This is a genomic window from Bacillus taeanensis (assembly GCF_003318295.1).
In the GTDB taxonomy this organism is placed as follows: Bacteria; Bacillota; Bacilli; order Bacillales; family UBA6769; genus Maribacillus; species Maribacillus taeanensis.
The window spans coordinates 37,118-60,108 of sequence record NZ_QOCW01000025.1 but is presented as its reverse complement, the minus strand read 5'-3'; the positions used below and the strand labels follow the sequence as shown (position 1 = coordinate 60,108).

Here is a 22,991-nt window from a genome sequence, read left to right as displayed (position 1 = left end):
GAGGAGAAAAAATGACTGCTTTTAAAGAAATTAATGCACCATTAAGAACGATCATGACGCCAGGACCTGTTGAAGCAGATCCAAGAGTGTTACGTGCCATGAGTACTCCAATCCTTGGCCAGTTTGATCCGGCTTTTACACAAATGATGAACGAAACAATGGAAATGCTTCGTCGCATTTTTCAAACGAAAAACCAATGGGCTTTTCCAATTGATGGAACGTCGCGTTCCGGGATTGAAGCGGTGTTGTGCAGCGTGTTAGAGCCTGGTGATAAAGTGTTAATTCCGATCTTTGGTCGATTCGGCTACTTGTTAACGGAAATTGCAGAGCGTAACGGAGTAGAAATCCACACGATGGAATGCAAATGGGGAGAAGTGTTTGATCAACAAGACATTATTGATGAAATGAAGCGCATTCAACCAAAAGTGCTTGCGATTGTACACGGTGAAACATCAACAGGATGTATGCAGCCACTAGATAAGATTGGACCTGCTTGTCGTGAGCTGGATGTGTTATGTGTTGTTGATGCCGTTGCAACGATTGGCGGAACAGAAGTAAAAGTAGATGAATGGCAGCTTGATGCCGTGATCGGCGGTACGCAAAAATGTTTTTCTGTTCCTTCTGGGATGGCTCCAATTACGTATAATGAGCGTGTTGAAAAAATATTGGCTGCAAGGAAAAAAGTCGAAAGAGGCGTTGCAACAGAACAAGATCGCGTAAACGTACAGCAACCAATCCGTAGCAATTACTTTGACTTAAGTCAATTACAAGATTACTGGGGACCAAGAAGGCTAAATCACCATACGGAAGCGACATCAATGCTTTATGCGTTGCGTGAAGGGGCACGCATCGTGTTAGAAGAAGGGTTGCAAGAGCGATTTGAACGTCATCGTTTACACGAAAAAGCGTTGATAGAAGGAATTAAGGCAATGGGCTTGGGATTATTTAATGATGTTCCGTGGAAGCTGCCGATGGTTACATGTGTGAACATTCCAGCTGGTGTTGATGGTGATTCTGTGAGAACGATGTTGCTTCAACAGTTTGGAATCGAGATTGCAAGTTCGTTTGGACCTCTCCATGGGAAGATTTGGAGAATTGGAACGATGGGTTATAGCTGTCGAAAAGAAAACATTTTGTTTGTACTTGGAGCACTTGAAGCGGTACTTATTCGTCACGGGGCGGCTATCCAAATTGGACAAGGTTTACAAGCTGCGCTTGATGTATATGAGTCACCAGTTGTAGCGCTTGAGGCATCTGAATCACCGTATGCTGCAGTAAAAAAGTAGTTTTAGAGGTTGAAATACAAAAAGATTCCGGGAGATGAACGGAATCTTTTTGTACGAAAACGAACACGTTTTTCAGTTGGAACGGGGAAACGTTTGTTAAAAAGGAATGACTGCTTCTGCTTTTTCCAAACAGATAGAAGGTGAATGTATGGTCGAGTTATTTAAAGTGAAACACTGGCTTGCTGGGTTGCAATGGCTTTTTTTCCTTTTCACAAATACGGTTGTCATTCCGATTACCATTGGGGCAGCTTTTGAACTTTCTCAAGGCAAAATCATTTCGTTAATGCAAGTTTCGTTTCTTTTTACGGGGGTCGCTTGTATTCTGCAAGCACTATTAGGACATAAACGCTCCATCATGGAAGGGCAATCTGGACTGTGGTGGGGGGGCATTTTAAGTCTTTGTTATGCCGCTCCTTCGCAAGGAATGTCGTTGACAACGCTTGGAGGAAGTTTGGCTGTTGGCGTTATTATCTCTGGGCTTATTATGATAGTTATTGGCTTAAGCGGTTTTTCGCATCATCTTGCTCGGTTGTTTACTCCTGGTGTTATGGCTGTGTTTATGTTTTTGTTGGCTTGTCGATTAAATGCCATTTTTCTTAAAGGAATGTTAGGGATTCCATTTGGGACGCATTCAGAAACAGCGCACATTGACATCCCGGTTTTTCTATTAGCGAGTGTTGTGGTCTTTTTGATTATTATATTAAGCATTAAAGCTTCACCTGCATTCAGCAGATACTCCTTGTTAATTGGGATTATTGGAGGATGGATCCTATTTGAGTTGTTGTTTGATCCAAAAGAAGCGATCGATGTTGCTGGAAAAATGGACATGGCCTTCTTTCCGCTCGGTGCACCTCAGTTGGATGCAGGTATTATTATTACAGCTGTCATTGCGGGACTTATTAATACGTCGAATACATTTGGGGCATTAAAAGGTACAGATGACATTTACAAAATGAAAGCATCAACGAAACAATATAGAAATTCCTTTACGATTAGCGGGCTGTTCGCCGTTATTTCCGGTTTATTCGGGATGGTTCCGTATGCTCCATATGTATCGTCAATTGGTTTTCTGAATCAAACGAAAATTTTAGAGAGACTTCCCTTTTTAATTGGTGGAGGGATGTTTATGTTGATGGGGCTCGTCCCGACGATTAGTCGTTTGATGGCTAACCTTCCGTTAAGCATTGGGAGTGCCGTATTGCTTGTTGCGTACTTACGGTTGTTGCAGTCTTCTCTTCAATATTTTGCTCAAATTGAGTTAACGACAGCGAATGTGTATCGTTTAGCCGTTCCTTTATTTGTTGGCATCATTGTGATGACCTTTCCTTTGTCGTATTTCGAAACTGTTCCGAGTATCTTGCGCCCGTTAGTCAGTAATGGGCTGTTAGTTGGCATTTTAGGTTCTCTTTTAGTCGAAAACATTCGTTTTAAAGAGGCAACTGAAAAGGAACAAAAGTAAATAAAGGAATTTTTCCAACAAGGAAAGTAAGTAACGATCTGTTAATCATAAAAAAGGTTAGTTGTTTGGAGGGTGCTATGATGAATGACAAGTGGAACGCATTCGTGGATCAGAATGTCATACTCGAACCTGCTGGATCAGGTTGGTTACATTCGTTCGCGTTTGCAGTGAAAGATGTGTTTATGATTGAAGGATATACGAGTGGAGCAGGGAACCCTGATTGGCTTCGAACGCATGGCCCGGCGGAACAACACGCGCCGGTTATTGATCGCCTTCTTCAGCATGGAGCGACATTAAAGGGAACGGCACATACCGATGAGCTCATGTACAGTTTGAACGGTGAGAATTTTCATTATGGTACACCTGTGAACCCGCAGGGGCCTGATCGCATTCCGGGAGGATCATCAAGTGGATCAGCGGTTGCGGTTTCTTCTGGCATGGTCGATTTTGCGTTAGGCACAGATACAGGAGGCTCTGTTCGAATTCCTTCTTCGTATTGTGGCATCTATGGATTTCGTCCGACACACGGTGCTGTTCCGATTGAAGGGGTGATTCCGTTAGCAAAAAGCTTTGATACCGTTGGTTGGATGACGAGAGATCCGAAGTTGTTGCTCGAAGTGGGTCGTCTTCTCATTAATGATCAACATACAGAAGGGCGTTTTGCTCGTCTGTTTTTAGGAAACGACGCATGGGAGTTGTTGGATGACGAGCACAAAGAAGCGCTGTTGACTTTTGTTCCTGAATTAGAAGAGTTGACAAAACATAGTGAGTGGATCGAAATTTCAAAAGAAGGATTAGCGGAATGGTCCAGTACGTTTCGCATCCTCCAAGGATTAGAAATTTGGAGCGAACATGGCGACTGGATCCAAAAAGAGAATCCGACGTTTGGACCTGGTATCGCTGAACGTTTTCGATGGACAAGTACATTGAAAGTGAGTGAAAACGGACAGGCGTATGAACGAAGGGAAAACATCCGTCACTCACTGTCAACACTTTTAGGAGAGGAAGGTTTATTGGTGGTCCCAACTGCTCCTGGAGCGGCGCCGTTATTAAACTTACATGGTGAAAAAGCGGATCAATACCGAGCGAAAACGATGCAACTCTCTTGTATTGCTGGTTTAGCGGGTTTACCTCAAATCACGCTTCCTTTAGCAGAAGTCAATGGACTTCCTATTGGCTTATCGCTTATCGCAAATCGTGGCCAAGATCTGAAGCTATTGAGTTGGGCAAATGAGTTTGTAGCAAAAATGAAGTCTTAAAAGCAGGTAAAATAGACCGTTTGTTAACGATAACGATAAGGAGAATGTATATGAAACTAGCAACAGTGAAAATAAAAGGTGAAGAAATTGCTGTTGTCATTTCGGATGATAAGATGATTTCGATTCAAACGATTAACGAGAAAGCGAACAAAAATTGGAGCACGGACCTTTTTAGTATTTTACAAAACGATGAGTTAGCTGAACTCACCCATTGGTATCAAGAAGAGGGGGAGAGCAGCTTAGCAAAATTTCCTTATATTCCAGAACACGAAGCAACCTACGCGCCTCTTTACCGTAATCCGGGAAAAATCTGGGGAGTTGGCATGAACTATATGGAAAAAGCACTAGAATTGTCTGGAAAACCTCCGGAAGAAGAACCGGTTATTTTTATGAAACCAGACACGAGTTTAATTGGTTCTGGGGAATCTATTTTGCTTCCTCCTCAGTCTAGTCAAGTCACAACAGAAGCGGAATTTGCCATTGTGATTGGAAAAACATGCAAAAATGTGAAAGAAGAGGATGCCTTAGGTGTTGTAGCTGGTTTTACGACGACGTTAGATACGACGGCGAAAGATATCCATGCGAAAAACCCACGTTATTTACAGCGTTCAAAAAGCTTTGATACCTTTTTCAGCTTTGGTCCACACTTCATAACGGTTGATGAGTTTTCTGACTTAAAGGATCTGGAGGTCGAAACGGTGTTAAACGGTGAAGTTCATCATCGCAATGTAATTGCCAATATGATGTATCAACCAGAGTGGATTGTTTCCTTCTTTTCACACATCATGACGTTACATCCAGGGGATGTTATTATGACTGGTACACCTGGATCTGTCGTGATTCGTGAGGGAGACGTTGTAGCGTGTCAGATTCGCGGCTTTAAATCGTTGCAAAACCCTGCAGCAATCAAAAATTAAGATTTTTCTTTATAAAGAACGATTAAAAGCAGTTGAGTTCAATTTATGAATCCAACTGCTTTTTTCGTTTTGTTTCGTCCTCTTTTTTGATGATGCCGTATGCTGATGTTAACTAAAGTGACATTGTTGATTCTCTCGTTTAAATTTTTTGGTTAAAAAGTACAAAGAAAAAAATGAAAATTCACAATTCTTCTAATGAATTCTGAAAGCAGATCATATAAAATATAAGTTATAAAAACAAATGTAATGTTTAATTACATATAATGTTACATTAACTAACATTAGATTCGGAAAAAACTTTTCACGATCAAAGGAGGATACTATGGAAAAGAATTATGATCTGGAACCGATTTTAAATGAAAAGAATCGTATTTTAGGGCCGAAAGCCTATGTGGCAATGTGGTGGGGAGATTCTGTTATGGTAGGGTCTTTTATGTTAGGATCGAGCTTAATTCCACCCTTTGGTAAACTGAATTTAACACAAGCGTTTGCTGCATTGATTTTGGCTAACATCCTTGCCGCCTTGTTGTTTGTTTTAAACGGCCGAGTCGGATGGAAGCATGGGATTCCGATGGTTGTTCAGCTCCGTTCTTCATTCGGACCGGTTGGAGCGAAAATCCCTTCCTTGATGCGTGCAGTACCAGCGCTCTTTTGGTATGGAGTTCAAACTTGGCTTGGGGCTATGGCATTAAACCAGATTTTCACTGACATTATCGGTTATAACAATGTGTGGGTATGGTTTTTCGCGTTCCAAGCGTTGCAAATCTATTTATCTGCTAAAGGGATCAAGTCGATTAAATGGATTGAAGTTGTTGGTTCTGTTGTCATTTTGCTTGGTGTTGTTTATTTAATTTTCTTATTTTTATCGACATTCGGTTTCGAAGTACAAAAAACAACTGCAATTGATGGTTCATGGGGAATTCCATTCTGGCTTGCGATGGCTGTCTTAATCGGTCAGTTCTCTGCTTTGTTATTGAATGTTTCAGATTATACAAGGTATTTTCCACGTAAAGCGTCAGCTGGAACGTTTGTTGGATCACACATTGTAGGGATTGTTCCTCCGATGATTTTGCTTCCGTTTGTTGGGATTCTTGGGGCAGCGGCAGTAGGCATTTGGAATCCGGTTGACATTATTTCAGGACACATTTCAAGTTTGTTTGCAAGTATTGTTATTTTATTGTTTATTGCTATCGCTCAAATCACGACAAATCTAGTTGCGAACATTATGCCGCCAGTCCTTGTGGCGATGGATATTTTTAAAATCTCTTGGGAAAAAGCGTGTGTCATTGTCGGTATTTTAGGCGTATTTACATGTCCTTGGTGGATTATGACGGATTCGACGTTCTTAACGTTTATCTCGATTGTTTCAGCCTTTTTAGGTCCAATTTTCGCCGTAATGGTAGCTGACTTCTACCTCGTTCATAAAGGGAACTATAACGTCGCTAAACTATATGATGTGAAAAAATTGTTTGCAGCATTTAAAGGGTGGAATCCAGCCGCATTGATTGCGATTGCAGTTGGAACAGGCTTTTCATTCATCAACGTTGATTTATCTTGGCTCCTTGGCATTATCCCAGCCGGCATTGTGTATACCGTACTTATGAAATCATGGATCATGAAACATGAAAAGTATGTCAGTGAAGGAGTAGAACAAAGCTTCCGAGAGACAGTGGATTTCGAAAAAGAGGAAGATGTTATTTAAAGAGAAACAATCGATAAACGGAAAAGATGAAAGGTGCTTAAGAGTAGGATTTAAAAATAGCAATAAAAGCTTATTAGATTATAAGATTAATACAATGGTACAGAGGTTAAATTTAACCGAAACCTAGGTCTGAAATTAAAGGAGAGACTCCCATGGAACAGTTAGATGTCATTATTAAAAATGGAAAAGTAGTGCTTCCAACAGGTGTATCCGAAACGGACATTGGGATCAAGGATGGAAAAATTGTCGTTCTTAAAAAGGGAATCACAACTAAAGCAAAAACGACATGGGATGCTGAAAATCAATATATTTTTCCAGGAATGATTGATGTGCATGTTCATTTTAGCGAACCGGGAAGAGAGCATTGGGAAGGATTTCATACAGGTTCAATGATGATGGCAGCAGGAGGCTGCACAACGTATTTCGATATGCCGTTAAACGGGATTCCTTCAACTGTTAACCAAGAGGCTCTTGATCAGAAAGCGAAGCTAGGAAATGAAAAATCATTTGTTGACTTTAGCTTATGGGGAGGTCTCGTACCTGGAAATGAAATCGATTTAGAAGCTCTTGCTAATTCGGGTGTGATCGGATTTAAAGCGTTTCTTTCAACAACAGGAAACAAAGAGTTCGAAGCAGTAGATGATATAACGTTGTTAAATGGCATGAAAATCATTGCTAAACTCAACAAAGTGTTAGCCCTTCATTCAGAAAGTGCCGCAATCACAAACTGGTTAAAAGAAGAGAAAGAAAAAGCAGGGAAATTTAGCGCAGACGATTATTTGAAAACACGTCCGATTATGGCTGAAGTGGAAGCGGTGCAACGTGCGATTTATTATGCAGAGCTCACAGGATGCCCACTTCATTTTGTACACATCAGCTCAGCAGAAGCAATGGAAAAAATCGCACAGGCTAAACAAAAAGGTATGAACATAACAGTTGAAACGTGCCCTCACTACTTATTGTTTACCCATGACCATTTAAGAGAATTAGGTACAGTTGCGAAATGCGCGCCACCTTTACGTGAAAAAGAAGAGCAGCAAAAACTCATTTCGTTATTAATTGAGGATCAATTTGATATGATTTCCTCTGATCATTCGCCATGCCCTTACGACTTAAAAGATCCTACCGTTTATAACCTGTTTCAAGCATGGGGCGGCATTAGCGGCGGACAGTTCTCATTGCTGTCAATGGTTGAACTTGCCGTAAAGCACAACATTCCGTTCGAAACGGTCGCAAAATGGACAGCATCAGTACCAGCTGAACGATTTGGACTTTCTGATCGAAAAGGTAAAATTGTTGAAGGAGCAGACGCCGATTTAGCAATTGTTACGTTAGAACAATCGTACACTGTTTCCGAAGAAAACTATTATGCCAAACATAAGCAAACCTTGTATATGGGCCACACGTTCCCATGCCAAGTCGTTGGGACGTTCATTAGAGGAGACGTTGTCGTGAAAGACGGAAAAATCGTAGCCGATCAGCCTGAGGGTAGTTGGGTGAAGCCAGAAGGGTACACAGTTGTTAACTAAGATGATTGATTATGTAAGAACGTCAAAAAAAACATTCTTCAAGATGAACTGAAGGATATTTTTTTGACGTTCTAATAAAAAATCAGTCCTATTAAAAGAAGGGGATATCGTTTACGTTACGGACCTTACTCGTATCCCAAGAAGTACAAAAGATTTATTCGAGCTGATTGAATACATAAAAGGAAAAGGAGCCAACCTCAATTCCCTAAAAGATAATTGGCTGGATCTTTCCGAAGAAAACCCTTATAGTCAGTTTCTGATTACAGTGATGTCCGGTGTTAACCAGTTAGAAAGAGACCTAATCCGAATGAGGCAGCGAGAAGGCATTGAATTGGCAAATTAGATAGTTTGTAAGTTAAAACCTTCTATATAAGTTGAATTTAATTTTTACAGTTGATCATCCTGATGGAATTATTCACGATACTTTATATCCAAAATAAATTTATTCATAAAGATCATTTGCGAAAAGCTAATGCGGAGGTTACGAATCAAATCATTTACCACCGCATGAAAGAAGTCTGGGGAGAATCCACTACTGCCTGCGCTTCCGATTCAAAACATTTTGGATCGTGGGATCAAAATCTTCTTACCGAATGGCATCCTCGTTATAAAAAACATGGAGTCATGATCTATTGGCATACAGATCGCAAGTCAGCATGTATCTACTCTCAGCTCAAAACCTGCCTCTCCTCTGAGGTTGCAGCTATGATGGAGGGAGTGCTTCGTCACTGTACAGACATGGAAATAGACCGAAATTATGTAGATACGCATGGACAAAGTGTGATCGCTTTTGCTTTTTGCCATTTGCTTGATTTTAAGCTGATGCCACGCTTCAAAAATATCGGCTTACAAAGATTGTATCGTCCTGAAGCCGGAATGAATGAGGAATACCCTCATTTGCAACCCGTCTTAAGTCGGCCCATTAACTGGGATCTCATCCGTCAACAGTATGAGCAAATTATTAAGTTCGCAACTGCTTTGCGATTAGGAACCGCATCAGCAGAAGCCATTTTAAAGCGATTTACGAGGAATACGCAGCACCCGACTTACCAAGCTTTATGTGAGTTAGGAAAAGCGATTAAAACCGTTTTCTTATGTGATTATTTACATTTCGAGGAAGTTCGTAGAGAAATCCATGAAGGACTAAATACCGTTGAACATTGGAATTCCGTTAACAACTACATTTTTTATGGAAAAAATAGTGAAATTCGTTTCAATTCTCAAGAAGACCAAGAAGTGTCTGCATTATCACTCCAATTACTTCAAAACTGCTTAGTTTATATGAATACTTTAATGGTTCAAGAGATTCTCTATAATAACAATCAGTATTGGCTCAAGAATATGACTCCTGAAGATTTTAGGGGATTAACTCCTTTATTTTATAACCATGTGAATCCATATGGAACATTTAAATTAGATATGAATAAGAGGATTCCAATCAATCTAAAAGTCTCATAAGCAAGCATTCATTACCAAAAACCATTGCTTGTGGTAATACCTTTGTTCTTAAATCTTCTGAACGAACACTGATATTGGCTAACCGTCTTGTTGAATTGTTCAAAGAAGCAGGATTAACAGATGGAGTTTTAAACGTTGTGCATGGCGCCCATGATGTCGTAAACGGACTGTTAGAGAATCCGGACATAACGGCTATCTCTTTTGTAGGCTCACAGCCTGTTGCGGAATATATTTATAAAACAGCAGCTGCTCATGGTAAACGTGTACAAGCATTAGCCGGTGCTAAAAACCATTCAATCGTGATGCCGGATGCCGATTTAGATTTAGCCGTCCAACAGATTATTGGTGCTGCCTATGGTTCTGCCGGGGAAAGATGTATGGCTGCTTCTGTCGTTGTTACGGTTGGAGATGTTGCTGATCGTTTTATTGAAAAATTAATGAAAGAAGCAGATAACATTAAAATAGGGAACGGTCTTGAAGAAGGGGTATTTCTAGGTCCTGTTATTCGTGATTCTAATAAAGAGAAAACCGAACAATATATCGAGATTGGTGAAAGTGAAGGGGCAAAATTATTAAGAGATGGCCGAAAAGATCCATCAGCTAATGAAAAAAGGTATTTTGTAGGTCCGGCGATCTTTGATAATGTAACAACCGAGATGAAAATTTGGAAAGAAGAAATTTTTGCACCTGTTTTATCAATTGTTCGCTTAAATACGTTAGAAGAGGCGATTGAATTAACGAATAAGTCCGACTTTGCAAACGGTGCTTGTATTTATACAAAAGATGGACGCAATGTGCGTCAGTTCCGTGATTATATTGATGCAGGAATGTTAGGGGTAAACCTTGGTGTTCCAGCTCCTATGGCTTTCTTCCCATTCTCTGGATGGAAAAAGTCCTTCTACGGAGATCTTCATGTCAATGGACCAGATGGAATTGAATTCTATACAAGAAAAAAATGGTTACAGCTCGTTGGTAGCCAGTTAAAAGGTTCTGTTCGAAAATAATTTAATAATAAAATAGAACCTATATTATCTGCGACAGTGCGAGTTATGATGATATTCCGAACAACTTACGTATGAATTGAACTTCATTTTGTTCAGACTTTATCTCTTTTTACCGTATAGCATAGCTGCTACACCACTCAGTGCGTAGGAGCTGTACGAAATGATTTCAATCATTTGTTTAAACCGCAGATCAAGACCAATTTTTCCGAATATATGCAAGAGTAGAATATGAAAGAGGCAATAAAATTGCTTACCTCATACCTCTCTAAATATTTCGGGAAAATTGGACATTTATTGGGATATACAGGCTGTATCTACTTTAGTAAACGTTTAGAAAGATATTCAGGCAAGCACCCTTCTCAGCTGAAGGTTCAATATCTCTAAGACGATGAAAAAAGGAGTGTCCAAGATGTCCGATTTAATCATTCCCAGCCGTTCGGAACCTGATCATGAAGGTAATGTTCTAATAATTACACCTGAATCAGCCAGATGGAAATATATTGGTTTTTAAGTGTATTCCTTGAAAACAGGACAAGTATTAATTAAAGACACAATGGATCAAGAAGTATGCATTGTTCTTTTAAGTGGAAAAGCAAATGTGAGTACGAAAAACGAAAGGTGGGAAGATATCGGGAAAAGGATGTCTGTATTTGAAAAAATCCCTCCATACTCTATATATGTTCCATTTGAAGACCAATATAAGGTAGAGGCCATAACGGACCTTGAAATCGCTGTCTGTTTAGCTCCCGGAAAGGGAACGTACCCAGCTCGATTAATTGCTCCTGAAGATGTTGCTGTTGAAATGAGAGGAGCAGGAAATATAGAAAGGAAAATTCATAACATTCTTCCAGAACAAAAACCAGCAGACAGCTTATTGGTGGTTGAAGTCTTTACACCGGAAGGGAACTGGTCCAGTTATCCTCCGCACAAACATGATCAAGACAATTTGCCTCATGAATCCTATTTAGAAGAGACGTATTATCACAAAGTCAATCCAGGACATGGGTTCGCAGTACAAAGAGTGTACACGGATGACCGTTCCTTAGATGAGACGCTGACCTTTAAAAACGGTGATGTGGTACTGGTTCCGCACCACCGGGGTATGAAGTCTACTATTTGAACGTGATAGCAGGATCGGTGCGTACTTGGAAATTTCATAATGATCCTGATCACCAATGGGTGATGGACAACAAAGTTGGAAGTGAAGTAAGTAGGTAAAGAAGGGATCTTTGGGAGAAAGGTCCTTTTTTGTTGTAAAAATAAAAAATGTGGCATTTGCGGGAGTGATAGTTTATGTAGACAATACCCAACTGGGGGAGGGGAGAGCTAAGCTGTTTTTTTGCATACAAAAACCGATTCTCTTTTTATTTTTAAGAATCGATTGGTGGATCACTTTGATATTCAATATAGATTTTCAATTAAAACCATCCTTACTTTTGAAGCATTTTTTATAACGTAAAATTCTCTTATTGCGTTTTTATTTTACTTTCTCTCCCATACTTTTATAAGTTCTCTTCCGTAGGATTCCATTGATTTCCCATAAGTTTCTACAGCAGTTGCTAGTAATTTAGAAAATTTCTTCATTTGAAATTTCCCCTTTCCAATTAGTATAGGTCTATTATCGTACATGAAGGTCTGTTTTGACAAAGTCGTTGAAAACGGGAACATTTGCTGTGAAAACGACAACATATCCATTGGAAGCGTATATCATAGGATTTTTTCTCATTATTTCTCTGTTTTTCTCTATCTTTTATAGATTTTCATTTTATTTAGACTTTTTCTAAACGACTCTTTGAAAGTAAATGAAACAAAGCAGGTGTTATGTTATATGGAAAAGCCCTTGAAGTTCATAGAATTCACGGGCTTTTTGATTTCTTCTAAGCAGCCATTTTGTTAAACTGAGAAGATTATTCAAAGATACTATCAACTAATAAGGGTCTAGTTAGACTTCTTCTTGAAATGATTACGAATCAAGGAGACAAGCAGCATTAGCAAAGGAATAACCATATGAAGAGGAATAGCAATGTAATGAGTAAAAATACCTTCTTCATAATGTTCTATTGTATCAGGGGCCATTAATGACCAAAAGATGAGAATCACTCCCGTTAGTAAAAGGATTTGTTGATGATTTTTTAACTTGAATAACTCGACCATTCCGATTACGGTACCATATAAATAGATCGATGCTTTGAAAAACACCGTTATTAGCATGGTTAAGACAACAATGGCATCAAGACGCTGCAAGAATTCCGCAATATTTACCATACCCATCGTAGATAACAAGGGGAAGGTTGATCGCTCAAATCGGTCAATTCCAAGAACAGCAATATTTAAACTTGCTGTCCAACTTAAGACGACACTAGATAAAATCAAGACAGACAACCACACTTTTTTAACTAATTTAGGTCGGTTTAAGTAAGGAAGAAGCATCGTAAAAACAAGCAATTCAGCAAAAGGGAAAACAAGAAGATTCGGAAAAGCTGTCGTTAAAATTGGTTTCCATCCATCTTCCAGAAACGGCCACAAATTATCAAGACTAACATTACCTGAAAGAAGGATCAAAAGATTTCCTGTTCCCCCAAGAAAGAACAGGATGACAATAAATACTTCTGCTGTTCTCCCTACTACTTCAATTCCTAAATAAAGAACATAACACATGATAAGAACAAATAAGGAATTAATTGCGAATAAGGGGGTTTGTGGTAATGTCGATGAAAGAAGCAGATCACCAAACTCACGCACATTTCTAGCAGAAATATACAAAAAGAACAGGATGTATAACAATCCAATGATCCATCCCAAGTATTTACCAAATGCTTTTCTAGCATACCCAATAAGTGATAGATTGGGATAGTGACGAAATAAAAAGTAGTAAATGAAAAATAAGACGATTCCCCCGCACATTGCTAAAAGAATGGCAAGCCAGGCGTCCTTTCTGGCCTCTGCTCCATAACTTATGACTACTGCAGTTCCCATCTCAAATATGAACATCATGACAAATAGTTGAATAGCACTAATTTTTGCTTTCTCCATAGTAAGAACAGAAGACCTCCTTTTTTCCTGTACTATGATTGGTCTTCTCATTTATTTTTTATATGATTTTGTCCGTATACCTACTTGATAGATAAACATCTAAACTTCTAATCTAGATTCTATTATCTCCTAAATTTCAAATTTTAACCCTTTTAAATTTAAAACAATCACAGCTTTTCCGTTGTATCCCTTAATAGACTTTAATATTGCAATCACTCCCTTTTCTTAAGCGACCTCCTTTTATGGCTGAATTAACCCGTTTACTTCGTCGATCTTAGTATGTAAAATAATACTAAGATCCCTTTGTAAAGGGGGCGTGCCGGGACCGTTCCAGGGTCACTCGCCAAAGTATCTCCCTGGTAGTGGTCTATCTATTATAAACAAGTGTCCTAGTCAAAGGATTTTGTTTATAAACTTATTAAAAATGTCCTTATGTAATAAGTTCACATAATTGCCATTGTGAGAACACAGCCTTGTAACCTTGTTAAAAGTTAATTATTTACTAAATCTAAATTTTACACATTTTTGGCTAATACTTACTTTTTTTGGAAATGAAATTCATTTTTACCGTGACTTATGATCCTATTTCACCTATCACTAATCCTATAGTAATTACATCAGATGTGGATGTCCATTATAACCCTGATAGCTTACGGTAGAATTCAGATTAAAAGTGTCCAATCTTGATCGCTTCCGATTATCAATGGTACTACGTTGGCGCTAGATTTATAATAAGTTGCAGATGAGTTTAACAAAAGTTCTACTTTGCTAAACTCATCAATTCCATCAAAAAGCAGCCAAACACTTATTAAACCAAGGATTTGGCTTTTTAATATTCCGAAATATAATTTTAAATTTAACATTTTGAACCTGATTGTTTTGTTTAGTTTGACATATTGAATGATGAATAACAAACAGCCTCCACTTTACATGGAGGCTGTTTGTCCGATAAAAGGAGAATTTTAAAATTGTTTGATGGATCTCCAATTAGTCCTTAGATACAGTGAAGGGATTTACGCTATAGTATTCGAGACAAATTCTTTGTTAATTGAGTGTGACATAAGGCTTAAATATCATATGATGTTGCAGCCTTAATCGTCGCTAGTCTATCCATTTATGGTTTCAGTAATTGCTTTTTTTATTTTCAAAACAAACAGGGAATTTCCCTCTCAAAGCTCCCCCTTGTTTGTATACTCTTATTGGTGTAGCTAAACTTGCAGCATAAGAAATAACTTTGACTATTTAGTGACCATTTAATCATAAAATATAATAAAGAGATTGTATAGGTTATTTACCGAAAATAAACAAAATCTTAACCTTCTTTACAATTGCAAAACGGATTGGCTTGAACAGCTGGATTTATCCAATTTTTTTGCCAAAAAAGAAGCCTACCTTTTTATGATAGGCTCTAAACAAGGAGTAGAGAAATTTAATACTTAAAGGAAAATTTTTCATGGCTTATTTTGATTGTAGCATGCTTTAATTCGACAAATGTTGATGTTGTCATGTTTTTTATCATCTTTTTTACAGTTGAGTTTAGTAGAGATCGATTTGAGTGGAAGTTTTTATGAAGGAGAAGAGTAAATTTCAAACTTATAACATAATGTCAAAACAATCCCATATTCTAACTAGTATCTTCTGAATTTTGCTATGCTAAAGGTGAACAGAGGCAGTATCTCACTGTTCGATAACCCCTTATTAAAATATCTGGATGCCGCGCTATAATGGCGTGGTATTTTTTTGTTTTGAGTCTCATTTATTGTAGAGAATTTTATGGTTTTTTCACAGTTCCCTTGGGTAGTTAAGTGAAGTTGACAAGGCATGAAGGAGGCGCTAGACTAGGATCTCTACTTTAATACATGGAAGGATGGATGATTGTTCTTCGAGGCTGCGAATTTGATCGTTCAGGTTGGGATGTTGGTTGTGGCTATTCTTGCGTATCTACAAAGCAGGAAAAAGTAAGAGAAGAGTTTTCGGTCCAATCATCTGGTGAATCATCCAGTAATAGCGTGTGATTAATGACTGAAGGCATGCTTAAGCATGTGCTTTTTGTGCTTTATGCCCATTTAAACATTTTTTTACGCCTTTGTAATCACATTGTTAGCGTGCGCGACATACTTTTTGTTTGCAGATAAAAGGATACTAAGTAATTTTATAATAGATTTCTCTTTAAATTCATTGTTTTTGTATGGCTGCACAACTGACTGATCGAAAAGCAAAGGATTTTCGTCATTCATATAGGTGTCGCTTCGGCACTAAACGCCCCGATAACCACGGTCTGTACGGCTCACGTTAGACTACATTCCGTAGGTTCCTGTGTCGTTTATCTAAAGGCCGTACCGAACGAGCCGAAAAGCGTAGATGAGCTGAAAGCAATGGAAACTTTCCTCCTGATGTCGGAAAGCGTGTCGCCTGCTTTGCTCGGCTCCAAAGGATTGCAGTTTCTATTCGGATTGCAATGGGGCATCGAACCCCATGCAATCCGACTGCATCAAAGCTCGCGCTTAGGATGCAGTACGCTCTTTTTCAGCCCGATGTAGTTTCATGGTCGTGCTGCAGGCTGATAAAATTCGCTTAATTAGTACTCCAGCCAAGATATTTCTTTCCTTTGTTCTCTTCATTCTAATTTTCAGCTCATCACTCGGGAAGGGCGTGCGCAAGCTCGAAAGAAATGGGGAAAGCCAAGTAGGCTAAGCCAGCGTAACCTTGCACATAACGCAAGCTAACGCTGACTAAGTCATTGGGCTTCCCTCCATTTCTAACGGCAAAGCGCAAAAAACCGGCGCTTTGCCTACTCGCCGCTTGCGAGTGCGCTTCTTCGTGAGCGCACCCTTCCCCTTCGTTTTCGCTGAAAATTCCTTTCTTGTCAAACAATGAAAGGAGATGTTTCCACTATGGAAATGGAAAAAATCTATGAAATTCAGCGAATTAAGCAGGTGATTCAGGAGTTTGAGGGAGGAGAGGAGCATGTGATCCGTACGCCGCAGGACGCAGCGAACATCGCCTCTCAGTTTATTGGAGAAGACGACAGGGAAATTTTTTTTCGTTATGCGTCTGAATATAAAAAATCGCGTTGTTGCTGTTCATCGCTGTCATGTTGGTTCGTTGGATGCAAGTATCGTGCATGCGAGAGAAGTGTTTAAGTCTGCAATATTGAACAACAGCGCTTCGATCATCTGTGCACACCAGCATCCATCACAAGTGACGGCTCCATCTAGTGCTGATATAGAAGTGACAAAACGGCTGTATGAGGCTGGTGAGATTATCGGGATTCAGGTTCTTGATCATGTTATTGTGAATGCAAGTGCTGATTATACAAGTTTGAAAGAAAAAGGGTACTTATAAGCTTCAAGGAAGGAGATCACCTTCTTCCTTATTTTTTATTTTTATCGATGTTTTTGTTAAAAGGAACATCGAATTCCTTTTAACAAACAAAACCTCTTCATCCTTCAAAGGCATCGAGCCCTTTAAGGATGACTGCATCACAGCGATTGCTTTGATGCAGTGGGCTGTTTGGGAGCTTGCTGTACTTTTGATTAAAATGAAGTAAGCTAAAAATCTTGGTTTGAAGAATGATTGAATAGGTGTGTTAAAAAATTTTCTGTTTTTTAACGAATAGCTATCTATCTTCAACTTCATTTATGGACAACGTATTGAGTTTTCCTTTTTTAAATATTTGGTGAAAGCGTGCGAAAAAATTCTTTCGTACAAATGAGTGAGCATCCATACAGCCATGTTTCGATATCGAATCTTTAGGGGTAATTTATATAATCGAGTTAGATTCCCAAGAAATGGTTGACAATAGTGATATATAGGTGTAAATTACACATAAGAGGTGTTTTACAAATAACAGATATTTTAAGTGAGTGGGTGATCGAATTGATAACCAATGATCCTAATACATCTACGAATTCGAAACCAAAGAATGAAAAAGTGGTCACCGGGACACCAAAAAATTTAATGGTACCTGTTTTGCTCCTCAGCCTTCGAGGTTGGAATCTACATGGTTACAAATTGATTCAATAATTAACACAATTTGGTTTCGCTTCAATTGACCAAGGAAATATTTATCGTACCTTACGTCAGCTGGAGAAGGACAACATGGTAAAGTCAGAATGGGACACTTCAGAGGGAGGAACTGCTAAACGAATCTATTCTTTAACTGAAGCAGGGGAAAAGTATTTAGACACGTGGGCAAATTCTTTAGAACAATATCAATCTATGTTAGGTCACTTCTTTTCCATGTATACGGATATGATGATGCCAAGCAGTTTTGAACGAAAAGATGACGATAATGAGAGATGAAAATGTGCAATGGAATAGAGTGATCCTGCAGCATGGCTGTTATCACAATACATTAGTATTAAAATTATTTAGGAGGTTTTTTAAATGGCTGTAAAAACTACGACTGCAAAAATTGAAAGCAAAGACAATGGAGTGTTACACTCAGTGGACGCAATGTGGGATAGCTGGAAAAATGGATTAAGCATGGTTTATGCTTCTCAAACTGAGCTTGAAAATCAAACACTTCAATTGTTAGAGCGTCAGCAAGAAGCTTGGGCAAAAGCAAACGGCAACATTGATAAAATGGAAGAAGAAATGAAGAAATCCATTACTGAAATTCGTGAAAACGTAAATCAAAACATTCAAAACGTAAGCGGTAAAGAAGCTGGTAAGTCATTTGAAGAATTTAATAATCGTGTGGATGAAATTTCTAGCCGTATGCAGCACTTATTGTCAATACCTAATCAAGAAAATCTAACAGTATTAAATCAATTTCAAGATCAAGTTTATTCAACACTTAAGCAAGTCATTGAACAGCAGCAAAAAACACGTGAAGAAACAAAAACAGCATTAGAAGATTTCTTCTCACAAGCAAAATCAGCACAAAAAGAATTAATTGAAAAGTTTGAGGAAAACACAAAGAATACTATCAAACTATTTTCTTTTAATCAATAATGTTTAAAAAACCTTTCACAGCATATGTGAAAGGTTTTTTAAACAGATTAAGATGCTGGATTATTAAGTGTTATTTATGTAGAAGGATTATGAACATGATGTATGTTGGAAAGGGAAGCAGTCGGAAGGAAATGTTTCTTTACAATGTTAACGTTGTAAACTTTAAGGAGGTCAATTATCTAGTACGTCTCCTGTTAGTGAGAATCATTTTTTTGTTGTGCTTCTAATATAAGAGAATCTAATTCTTGACTAAGCTGTATCACTTCTTTATCTGTGAAATCCCCTTTTTCCAGGGCTTTTGCGATCATTTTAGATCGTGCTTTTTCAATTGCTTTCATTCGTTCCATGTACATTCCTCGCGATACTTATTTATACATATAAAGTCTATTGTACATGACATGTTTTGTGAGATGTTGTCGGAATGTGGTGGTAAATTGAGGGATTTTTTAAAGGAGTGTCCGTTAACAAAGTTAACAGGGGTGATTAAGATAAAAAGGCAACGAAACGTATCGTTGATAAGTTTCCTATACTGGAAGATAAATTAGAGGCTTATCAAAAGAGGGGTTCGATCGAAGGTTTGATGAAGCCTTTAAATGATGTGGAAGCAACTTTTTCAAAATTGGCTAGGTTTTTTGAGAATACTGAAGAGGAGGATTTTCATTTAGGCTGGCTTTATCGCGATCTGGATGATGATTGGTTGGAATTTGCATTAGAATTAATTGCGTTTTATTCTAGAGAAGATACATATTTAATTAAGAATCCTTCTTTTTCTCTGGTTCGAGAAGGGAATGATTACTTGAACCAGACACAGTTTGCCGGTTATTTAGCTGAAAATGGATTGAAGTATGATCGAGTGAAGCTGAATGTTTATTTAAAGCGTGGAAAGGTTCCGAAACCTGATATCGAGCTTGCAGGAACGTCTTATTGGGCAATATCTACTGTTGAACGTTTTTGTGAACAAGAAAAAAATAAACCCACTTAAGATAAGTAGTTCCGTTTTGGTGGAGAAATATTGTAAATAGTAGACTAATTAACAGACCGATTCGCCTAGCGAGTTGGTCTTTTCTAATCATTGATATAACAACGGTTGTCGAATTTTAACATATAAAATAACAACATCATGAACTAGCTAAATAACAGAGTGATTTAAGCACAAAAAACAGCAGAAGAATATTCCACTGCTATTTTTGATATTTCAAAAGGTTATTCATTATCCATTTCAATATAATTGCAATTCCCATATAAATGGTTAAGGACAAAAAGGAATTCCATTGAATATATTGATAAATGTTTAACAAACGAAATACATTTTCAGTCACAAATGCTAAGAATATTCCTGCTATCACCATAGCGACAATAAATGATTTCCAAGTTGAAAAAAATTGATAAAGCAACATATAACTAACTGGTAATATGATATAAGTTGATGATGTAAAGAATGATGGTGATAAAGGGGTTAAGCTGGTTGGGTATGCAGTTAAAACATATTGAATTAGAATAACGTCTAACATCGTGGAAAATGCTATAACTAGACCACCTACTGTTAATAATTCAAACAAACGTGTTCTATCTAATACTTTATAAGCCACATATATAAACAAAATATTTAAAACTAAAAGCACCCACCAATTGAAGGAAAACAAATCGTGGTTTATCCAATACTCCCAATAAGTATCTCGAAGTGTTTCTCTAATGTTTATAATTTCATTCCAAGAAGGATGTTGATTATTCAAATTTTAACCCCCAATTCATTATTATGAGTAAGTAATAATTATGTTGTACTTATGAACAATAATTATACAAAATGCTATAAAAGGGATTTACTTTACTTTTTCTCCACAGTATCGAAACTACTTACATTTAAGAACGTTTCCTTTTAAAAAAATTAATATCTTAGACAATGAGAAGATTATCATCTTATTTTAGTTAAGAAGCAAGGGTTTATCCTCGTCTTTTTTATGTTCAAATTTTTTTAGGATTTTTAGAAATGGAAGCTTAAGAAGTTCAAAAGCTTTCATTGGGGTCACCACAAGGGTCTGCTCATAGGCTGATAAGGCCGCAAAAAATGCTGCCTCACATCCCATGGCATCTCGCTTCCCCCTAAAATTCTCGATAACCACGGACTGTACGGCTGATCTACACTCCGTAGGTTCCTGTGAATTTCTTAACGGGTGAACGATCCCGGGAAAGAGGTTGGAAGCTATATCGGATAAGGATATGAAAAGCAGCAGTCGTTATCATTGTATGGCTGCTGTTTTTGACTTTTGATAAACAAATTTCATATTATAGTTTACTGTAGATTTAAGAGTTCTTTGAGAGTTCCTCCACCGTAATCTTTTTTTTCACTATCCATTTCAAAAAGTTCTTCTCTTTCATTGTTAACGGCCGGTTTAAGAAATCTTGAAATTCACAAAATAACGTATTGTAGCGTTTCATTTCTTCTTTGTTCATGTGAACGAGTTCAATCTTTTTTGTAGGTATTGCTGTTTTTGCATGAGACATTCGCACTGGATCTCCTTTAGATACGGCTATTTGAACCAAAAATAGGATGAATTGATTTTCAGTACAGGCTTTTTCATTATCAAGGACAATTTGGCCATTATTACTCGAAGCGATGAAGCTTGAATGAGAAAAGTAGGGCAACATCTATTGTAGCTTAATCATATTTAGAAGTTAATAAGGTTTTCTTAGCAAAAACAGCAAAGAAAGTATCGTTATTTTTAAACGAACACTCCATACATATGTTTTTTAATGTTTCTAAAGCTCTTTCTGAATTGTCCCCTTCCGCATACAAACTGATTTTTCCTTCTAGTCCATTTAATGGTGAAGCACTAAGTATACTTTTCGTATTAATAGATTTTTTATCTTGAATAATTAAAATAGAACGATCAAATTGGTTTGCTTTTGAAACAAGTTTTAATCTTTTTTTGTCATCAAAAGGTTTAGGCAATATCCAAGATATCATTCATTTCATTTTTAATCCCGGCTTTTCGCTGAATTTTAAAGAGTACTACATTATGTTCCTATATATTTTGTTAATGCAATAATGAGCATATATTTCTCTTCTGAAGGCTCATGTTGAAATTCGCTTATCAACTGTCGAATTCTCTTAGTTAACTGTTCTTGATCAATCGGTGAATCTATTTTAATTAAATGATTCATTATTTAGATCCAACCTTTCTCACAGTCTTTATTATGGTATTATTCATTATTTTATCATTTTTTTAACTTTTATATGGATATAGATATTCGTATTCATTTTGTTCTAACCTCATTGAAACAAAAAAGTATTAAAATCTTTTGATATAAAAGCTTGTTAATACTTTTAAATCTTAATTTATGTTTACATCCTTTTTTAGAGATGGAAGAATAGCAGTTGCTTTTTTTAGGTGGATCTGAATAGTTCTGGATGTAAGTAATTAAGAAACCCATCTGATATTCTCATGTGAAGCTGTTTTTTAAAAGTTGGATGTGGAAAGTTACGGAGCTTACTCGTATCACAAGAAGTACGAAAGATTTATTCGAGCTAATTGAGTACATAAAAGAAAAAGGAGCTAACCTCCATTCTTTAAAAGACAATTGGCTGGATCTTTCATAAGAACATCCTTATAGCCAGTTTCTGATTACCGTGATGGCCGGTGTGAATCAGTTAGAAAGAGACTTAATTCGAATGAGGCAGCGAGAGGGAATTAAATTGGCTAAAAAGGAAGGAAAATATTAAGGGCGATTAAGAAAGTATCATGGCAAACATGCCGGAGTGAATCATGCAGTCAAACTTTATAAGGAGGGAGGCACGACGGTGAAACAAATATGTAAGATCACAATTGTATCTAGACTAGCTTTATATAGAAGGCCAATAAAGAGGAAGGTACTTTGTAATGCATCACTATCAGGAAGGGGGCCGCACAACAAAAAAGGATAGAAGAATATTCTCATAACATCGTGCATAGCCCCTCACAAGCCATGCAGTCGCATTCATAACACCAATGAAAAGATGATGACAGTCACAGATAAGTAGAACAGTGAAGTAAAGCATAATGTGGTGGGAATAACGTCACACAGCATACTGCTGTATTGTGATGTTCATTGTAGCGAAATCAGCTAGGACATACAACATACCCACCTCACTGCAAGATATACGCAAGGTGTGTTACAGAATAAACACTTTTAGAAAGGTAAGATGTTATTAGTATATGCAAAAGATGAAGATGGTACAAAGTTACAAGGATCTTAAACCTTCATTTCCCGCAACAATTACAAAAAAGAACCGCTGCATCATTCACCCTTTCAGTAATGCGGAGGTATATGACAGTTGTATACAGCGATTTAATAAAGAGTAGTATGTCCAAAGATCTGTTTTTAATGGAGGTCTAACTATCGCAACC

The 22,991-nt window shown here is 37.7% G+C and carries 15 protein-coding genes and 6 pseudogenes; 16 read left to right on the top strand and 5 right to left on the bottom strand.

Translation table 11 applies throughout. The features are described from left to right. Window positions 1–11 precede the first annotated feature (11 nt). The 10 genes and pseudogenes from DS031_RS18695 to iolB all read left to right on the top strand — a co-directional run bounded on the left by DS031_RS18695 (window position 12) and on the right by iolB (window position 11,832). Window positions 12–1,286: a pyridoxal-phosphate-dependent aminotransferase family protein gene (locus DS031_RS18695; protein WP_113807579.1), complete on the top strand. Its 1,275-nt coding sequence runs from the start codon at window positions 12–14 to the stop codon at window positions 1,284–1,286. 148 nt (window positions 1,287–1,434) lie between these two features. Next, window positions 1,435–2,745: a uracil/xanthine transporter gene (locus DS031_RS18690; RefSeq protein ID WP_113807578.1), complete on the top strand. Its 1,311-nt coding sequence runs from the start codon at window positions 1,435–1,437 to the stop codon at window positions 2,743–2,745. A gap of 80 nt (window positions 2,746–2,825) precedes the next feature. Continuing rightward, on the top strand, window positions 2,826–4,004 hold the full coding sequence (locus DS031_RS18685) for an amidase (RefSeq protein WP_113807577.1): 1,179 nt from the start codon (window positions 2,826–2,828) through the stop codon (window positions 4,002–4,004). A 50-nt stretch (window positions 4,005–4,054) separates the two neighbouring features. Further along, complete coding sequence (locus DS031_RS18680) at window positions 4,055–4,921, top strand: fumarylacetoacetate hydrolase family protein (RefSeq protein WP_113807576.1); 867 nt, start codon at window positions 4,055–4,057, stop codon at window positions 4,919–4,921. Between the two features lie 322 nt (window positions 4,922–5,243). Next, window positions 5,244–6,623 carry an NCS1 family transporter gene (locus tag DS031_RS18675; protein WP_113807575.1) on the top strand — a complete coding sequence of 460 codons (1,380 nt, stop codon included), beginning with the start codon at window positions 5,244–5,246 and terminating at the stop codon, window positions 6,621–6,623. A 152-nt stretch (window positions 6,624–6,775) separates the two neighbouring features. Then, a complete protein-coding gene (locus DS031_RS18670) occupies window positions 6,776–8,152 on the top strand; it encodes an allantoinase (RefSeq protein WP_113807574.1) in 1,377 nt (458 codons plus the stop codon). 91 nt (window positions 8,153–8,243) lie between these two features. After that, window positions 8,244–8,489 (top strand): annotated as a pseudogene (locus DS031_RS18665) (recombinase family protein); the annotation flags it as partial. An 83-nt stretch (window positions 8,490–8,572) separates the two neighbouring features. Further along, window positions 8,573–9,610, top strand: a pseudogene (locus tag DS031_RS18660) (transposase); the annotation flags it as partial. Between the two features lie 14 nt (window positions 9,611–9,624). Then, a pseudogene (locus DS031_RS18655) lies at window positions 9,625–10,586 on the top strand (aldehyde dehydrogenase family protein); the annotation flags it as partial. A 437-nt stretch (window positions 10,587–11,023) separates the two neighbouring features. Continuing rightward, window positions 11,024–11,832 (top strand): annotated as a pseudogene (gene iolB / locus DS031_RS18650) (5-deoxy-glucuronate isomerase). 720 nt (window positions 11,833–12,552) lie between these two features. On the opposite strand, the gene DS031_RS18640 reads toward iolB, so the two are convergent. Beyond that, window positions 12,553–13,647 carry a GerAB/ArcD/ProY family transporter gene (locus DS031_RS18640; protein ID WP_113807572.1) on the bottom strand — a complete coding sequence of 365 codons (1,095 nt, stop codon included), beginning with the start codon at window positions 13,645–13,647 and terminating at the stop codon, window positions 12,553–12,555. Window positions 13,648–15,518: 1,871 nt separating this feature from the next. Here DS031_RS18640 and DS031_RS23860 point away from each other — a divergent pair. The 4 genes and pseudogenes from DS031_RS23860 to phaP all read left to right on the top strand — a co-directional run bounded on the left by DS031_RS23860 (window position 15,519) and on the right by phaP (window position 18,606). After that, window positions 15,519–15,662 carry a hypothetical protein gene (locus DS031_RS23860; RefSeq protein WP_181833244.1) on the top strand — a complete coding sequence of 48 codons (144 nt, stop codon included), beginning with the start codon at window positions 15,519–15,521 and terminating at the stop codon, window positions 15,660–15,662. A gap of 1,033 nt (window positions 15,663–16,695) precedes the next feature. Continuing rightward, on the top strand, window positions 16,696–16,992 hold the full coding sequence (locus tag DS031_RS18620) for a JAB domain-containing protein (RefSeq protein ID WP_113807568.1): 297 nt from the start codon (window positions 16,696–16,698) through the stop codon (window positions 16,990–16,992). 534 nt (window positions 16,993–17,526) lie between these two features. Continuing rightward, window positions 17,527–17,952, top strand: a pseudogene (gene phaQ, locus DS031_RS24745) (poly-beta-hydroxybutyrate-responsive repressor). 84 nt (window positions 17,953–18,036) lie between these two features. Then, window positions 18,037–18,606 (top strand): polyhydroxyalkanoic acid inclusion protein PhaP, encoded by a 570-nt coding sequence (phaP, locus tag DS031_RS18605; protein ID WP_113807566.1) that lies wholly within the window; start codon window positions 18,037–18,039, stop codon window positions 18,604–18,606. Between the two features lie 194 nt (window positions 18,607–18,800). Here the strand turns inward: phaP and DS031_RS18600 are convergent, their stop codons facing one another. Beyond that, window positions 18,801–18,953, bottom strand: coding sequence for an aspartyl-phosphate phosphatase Spo0E family protein (locus DS031_RS18600; RefSeq protein ID WP_181833243.1), 153 nt, complete (start codon window positions 18,951–18,953; stop codon window positions 18,801–18,803). Window positions 18,954–19,183: 230 nt separating this feature from the next. Between DS031_RS18600 and DS031_RS18595 the strand changes: the two genes are divergently transcribed. After that, window positions 19,184–19,588 carry a hypothetical protein gene (locus DS031_RS18595; RefSeq protein ID WP_181833242.1) on the top strand — a complete coding sequence of 135 codons (405 nt, stop codon included), beginning with the start codon at window positions 19,184–19,186 and terminating at the stop codon, window positions 19,586–19,588. Between the two features lie 199 nt (window positions 19,589–19,787). Here DS031_RS18595 and DS031_RS18590 read toward each other — a convergent pair whose 3' ends face one another. The 3 genes from DS031_RS18590 to DS031_RS18580 all read right to left on the bottom strand — a co-directional run bounded on the left by DS031_RS18590 (window position 19,788) and on the right by DS031_RS18580 (window position 21,556). Next, the gene (locus tag DS031_RS18590) at window positions 19,788–20,339 is read right to left on the bottom strand and encodes a CBO0543 family protein (protein WP_113807563.1); all 552 of its coding nucleotides are present in this window, start codon (window positions 20,337–20,339) and stop codon (window positions 19,788–19,790) included. Window positions 20,340–20,907: 568 nt separating this feature from the next. Continuing rightward, entirely contained in the window at window positions 20,908–21,108 is a 201-nt protein-coding gene (locus DS031_RS18585; protein WP_113807562.1) for a hypothetical protein, read from the bottom strand. 154 nt (window positions 21,109–21,262) lie between these two features. Beyond that, window positions 21,263–21,556 (bottom strand): HPr family phosphocarrier protein, encoded by a 294-nt coding sequence (locus DS031_RS18580; RefSeq protein ID WP_181833241.1) that lies wholly within the window; start codon window positions 21,554–21,556, stop codon window positions 21,263–21,265. 528 nt (window positions 21,557–22,084) lie between these two features. Between DS031_RS18580 and DS031_RS18575 the strand changes: the two are divergent. Further along, a pseudogene (locus DS031_RS18575) lies at window positions 22,085–22,528 on the top strand (recombinase family protein); the annotation flags it as partial. Window positions 22,529–22,991: the final 463 nt, after the last annotated feature.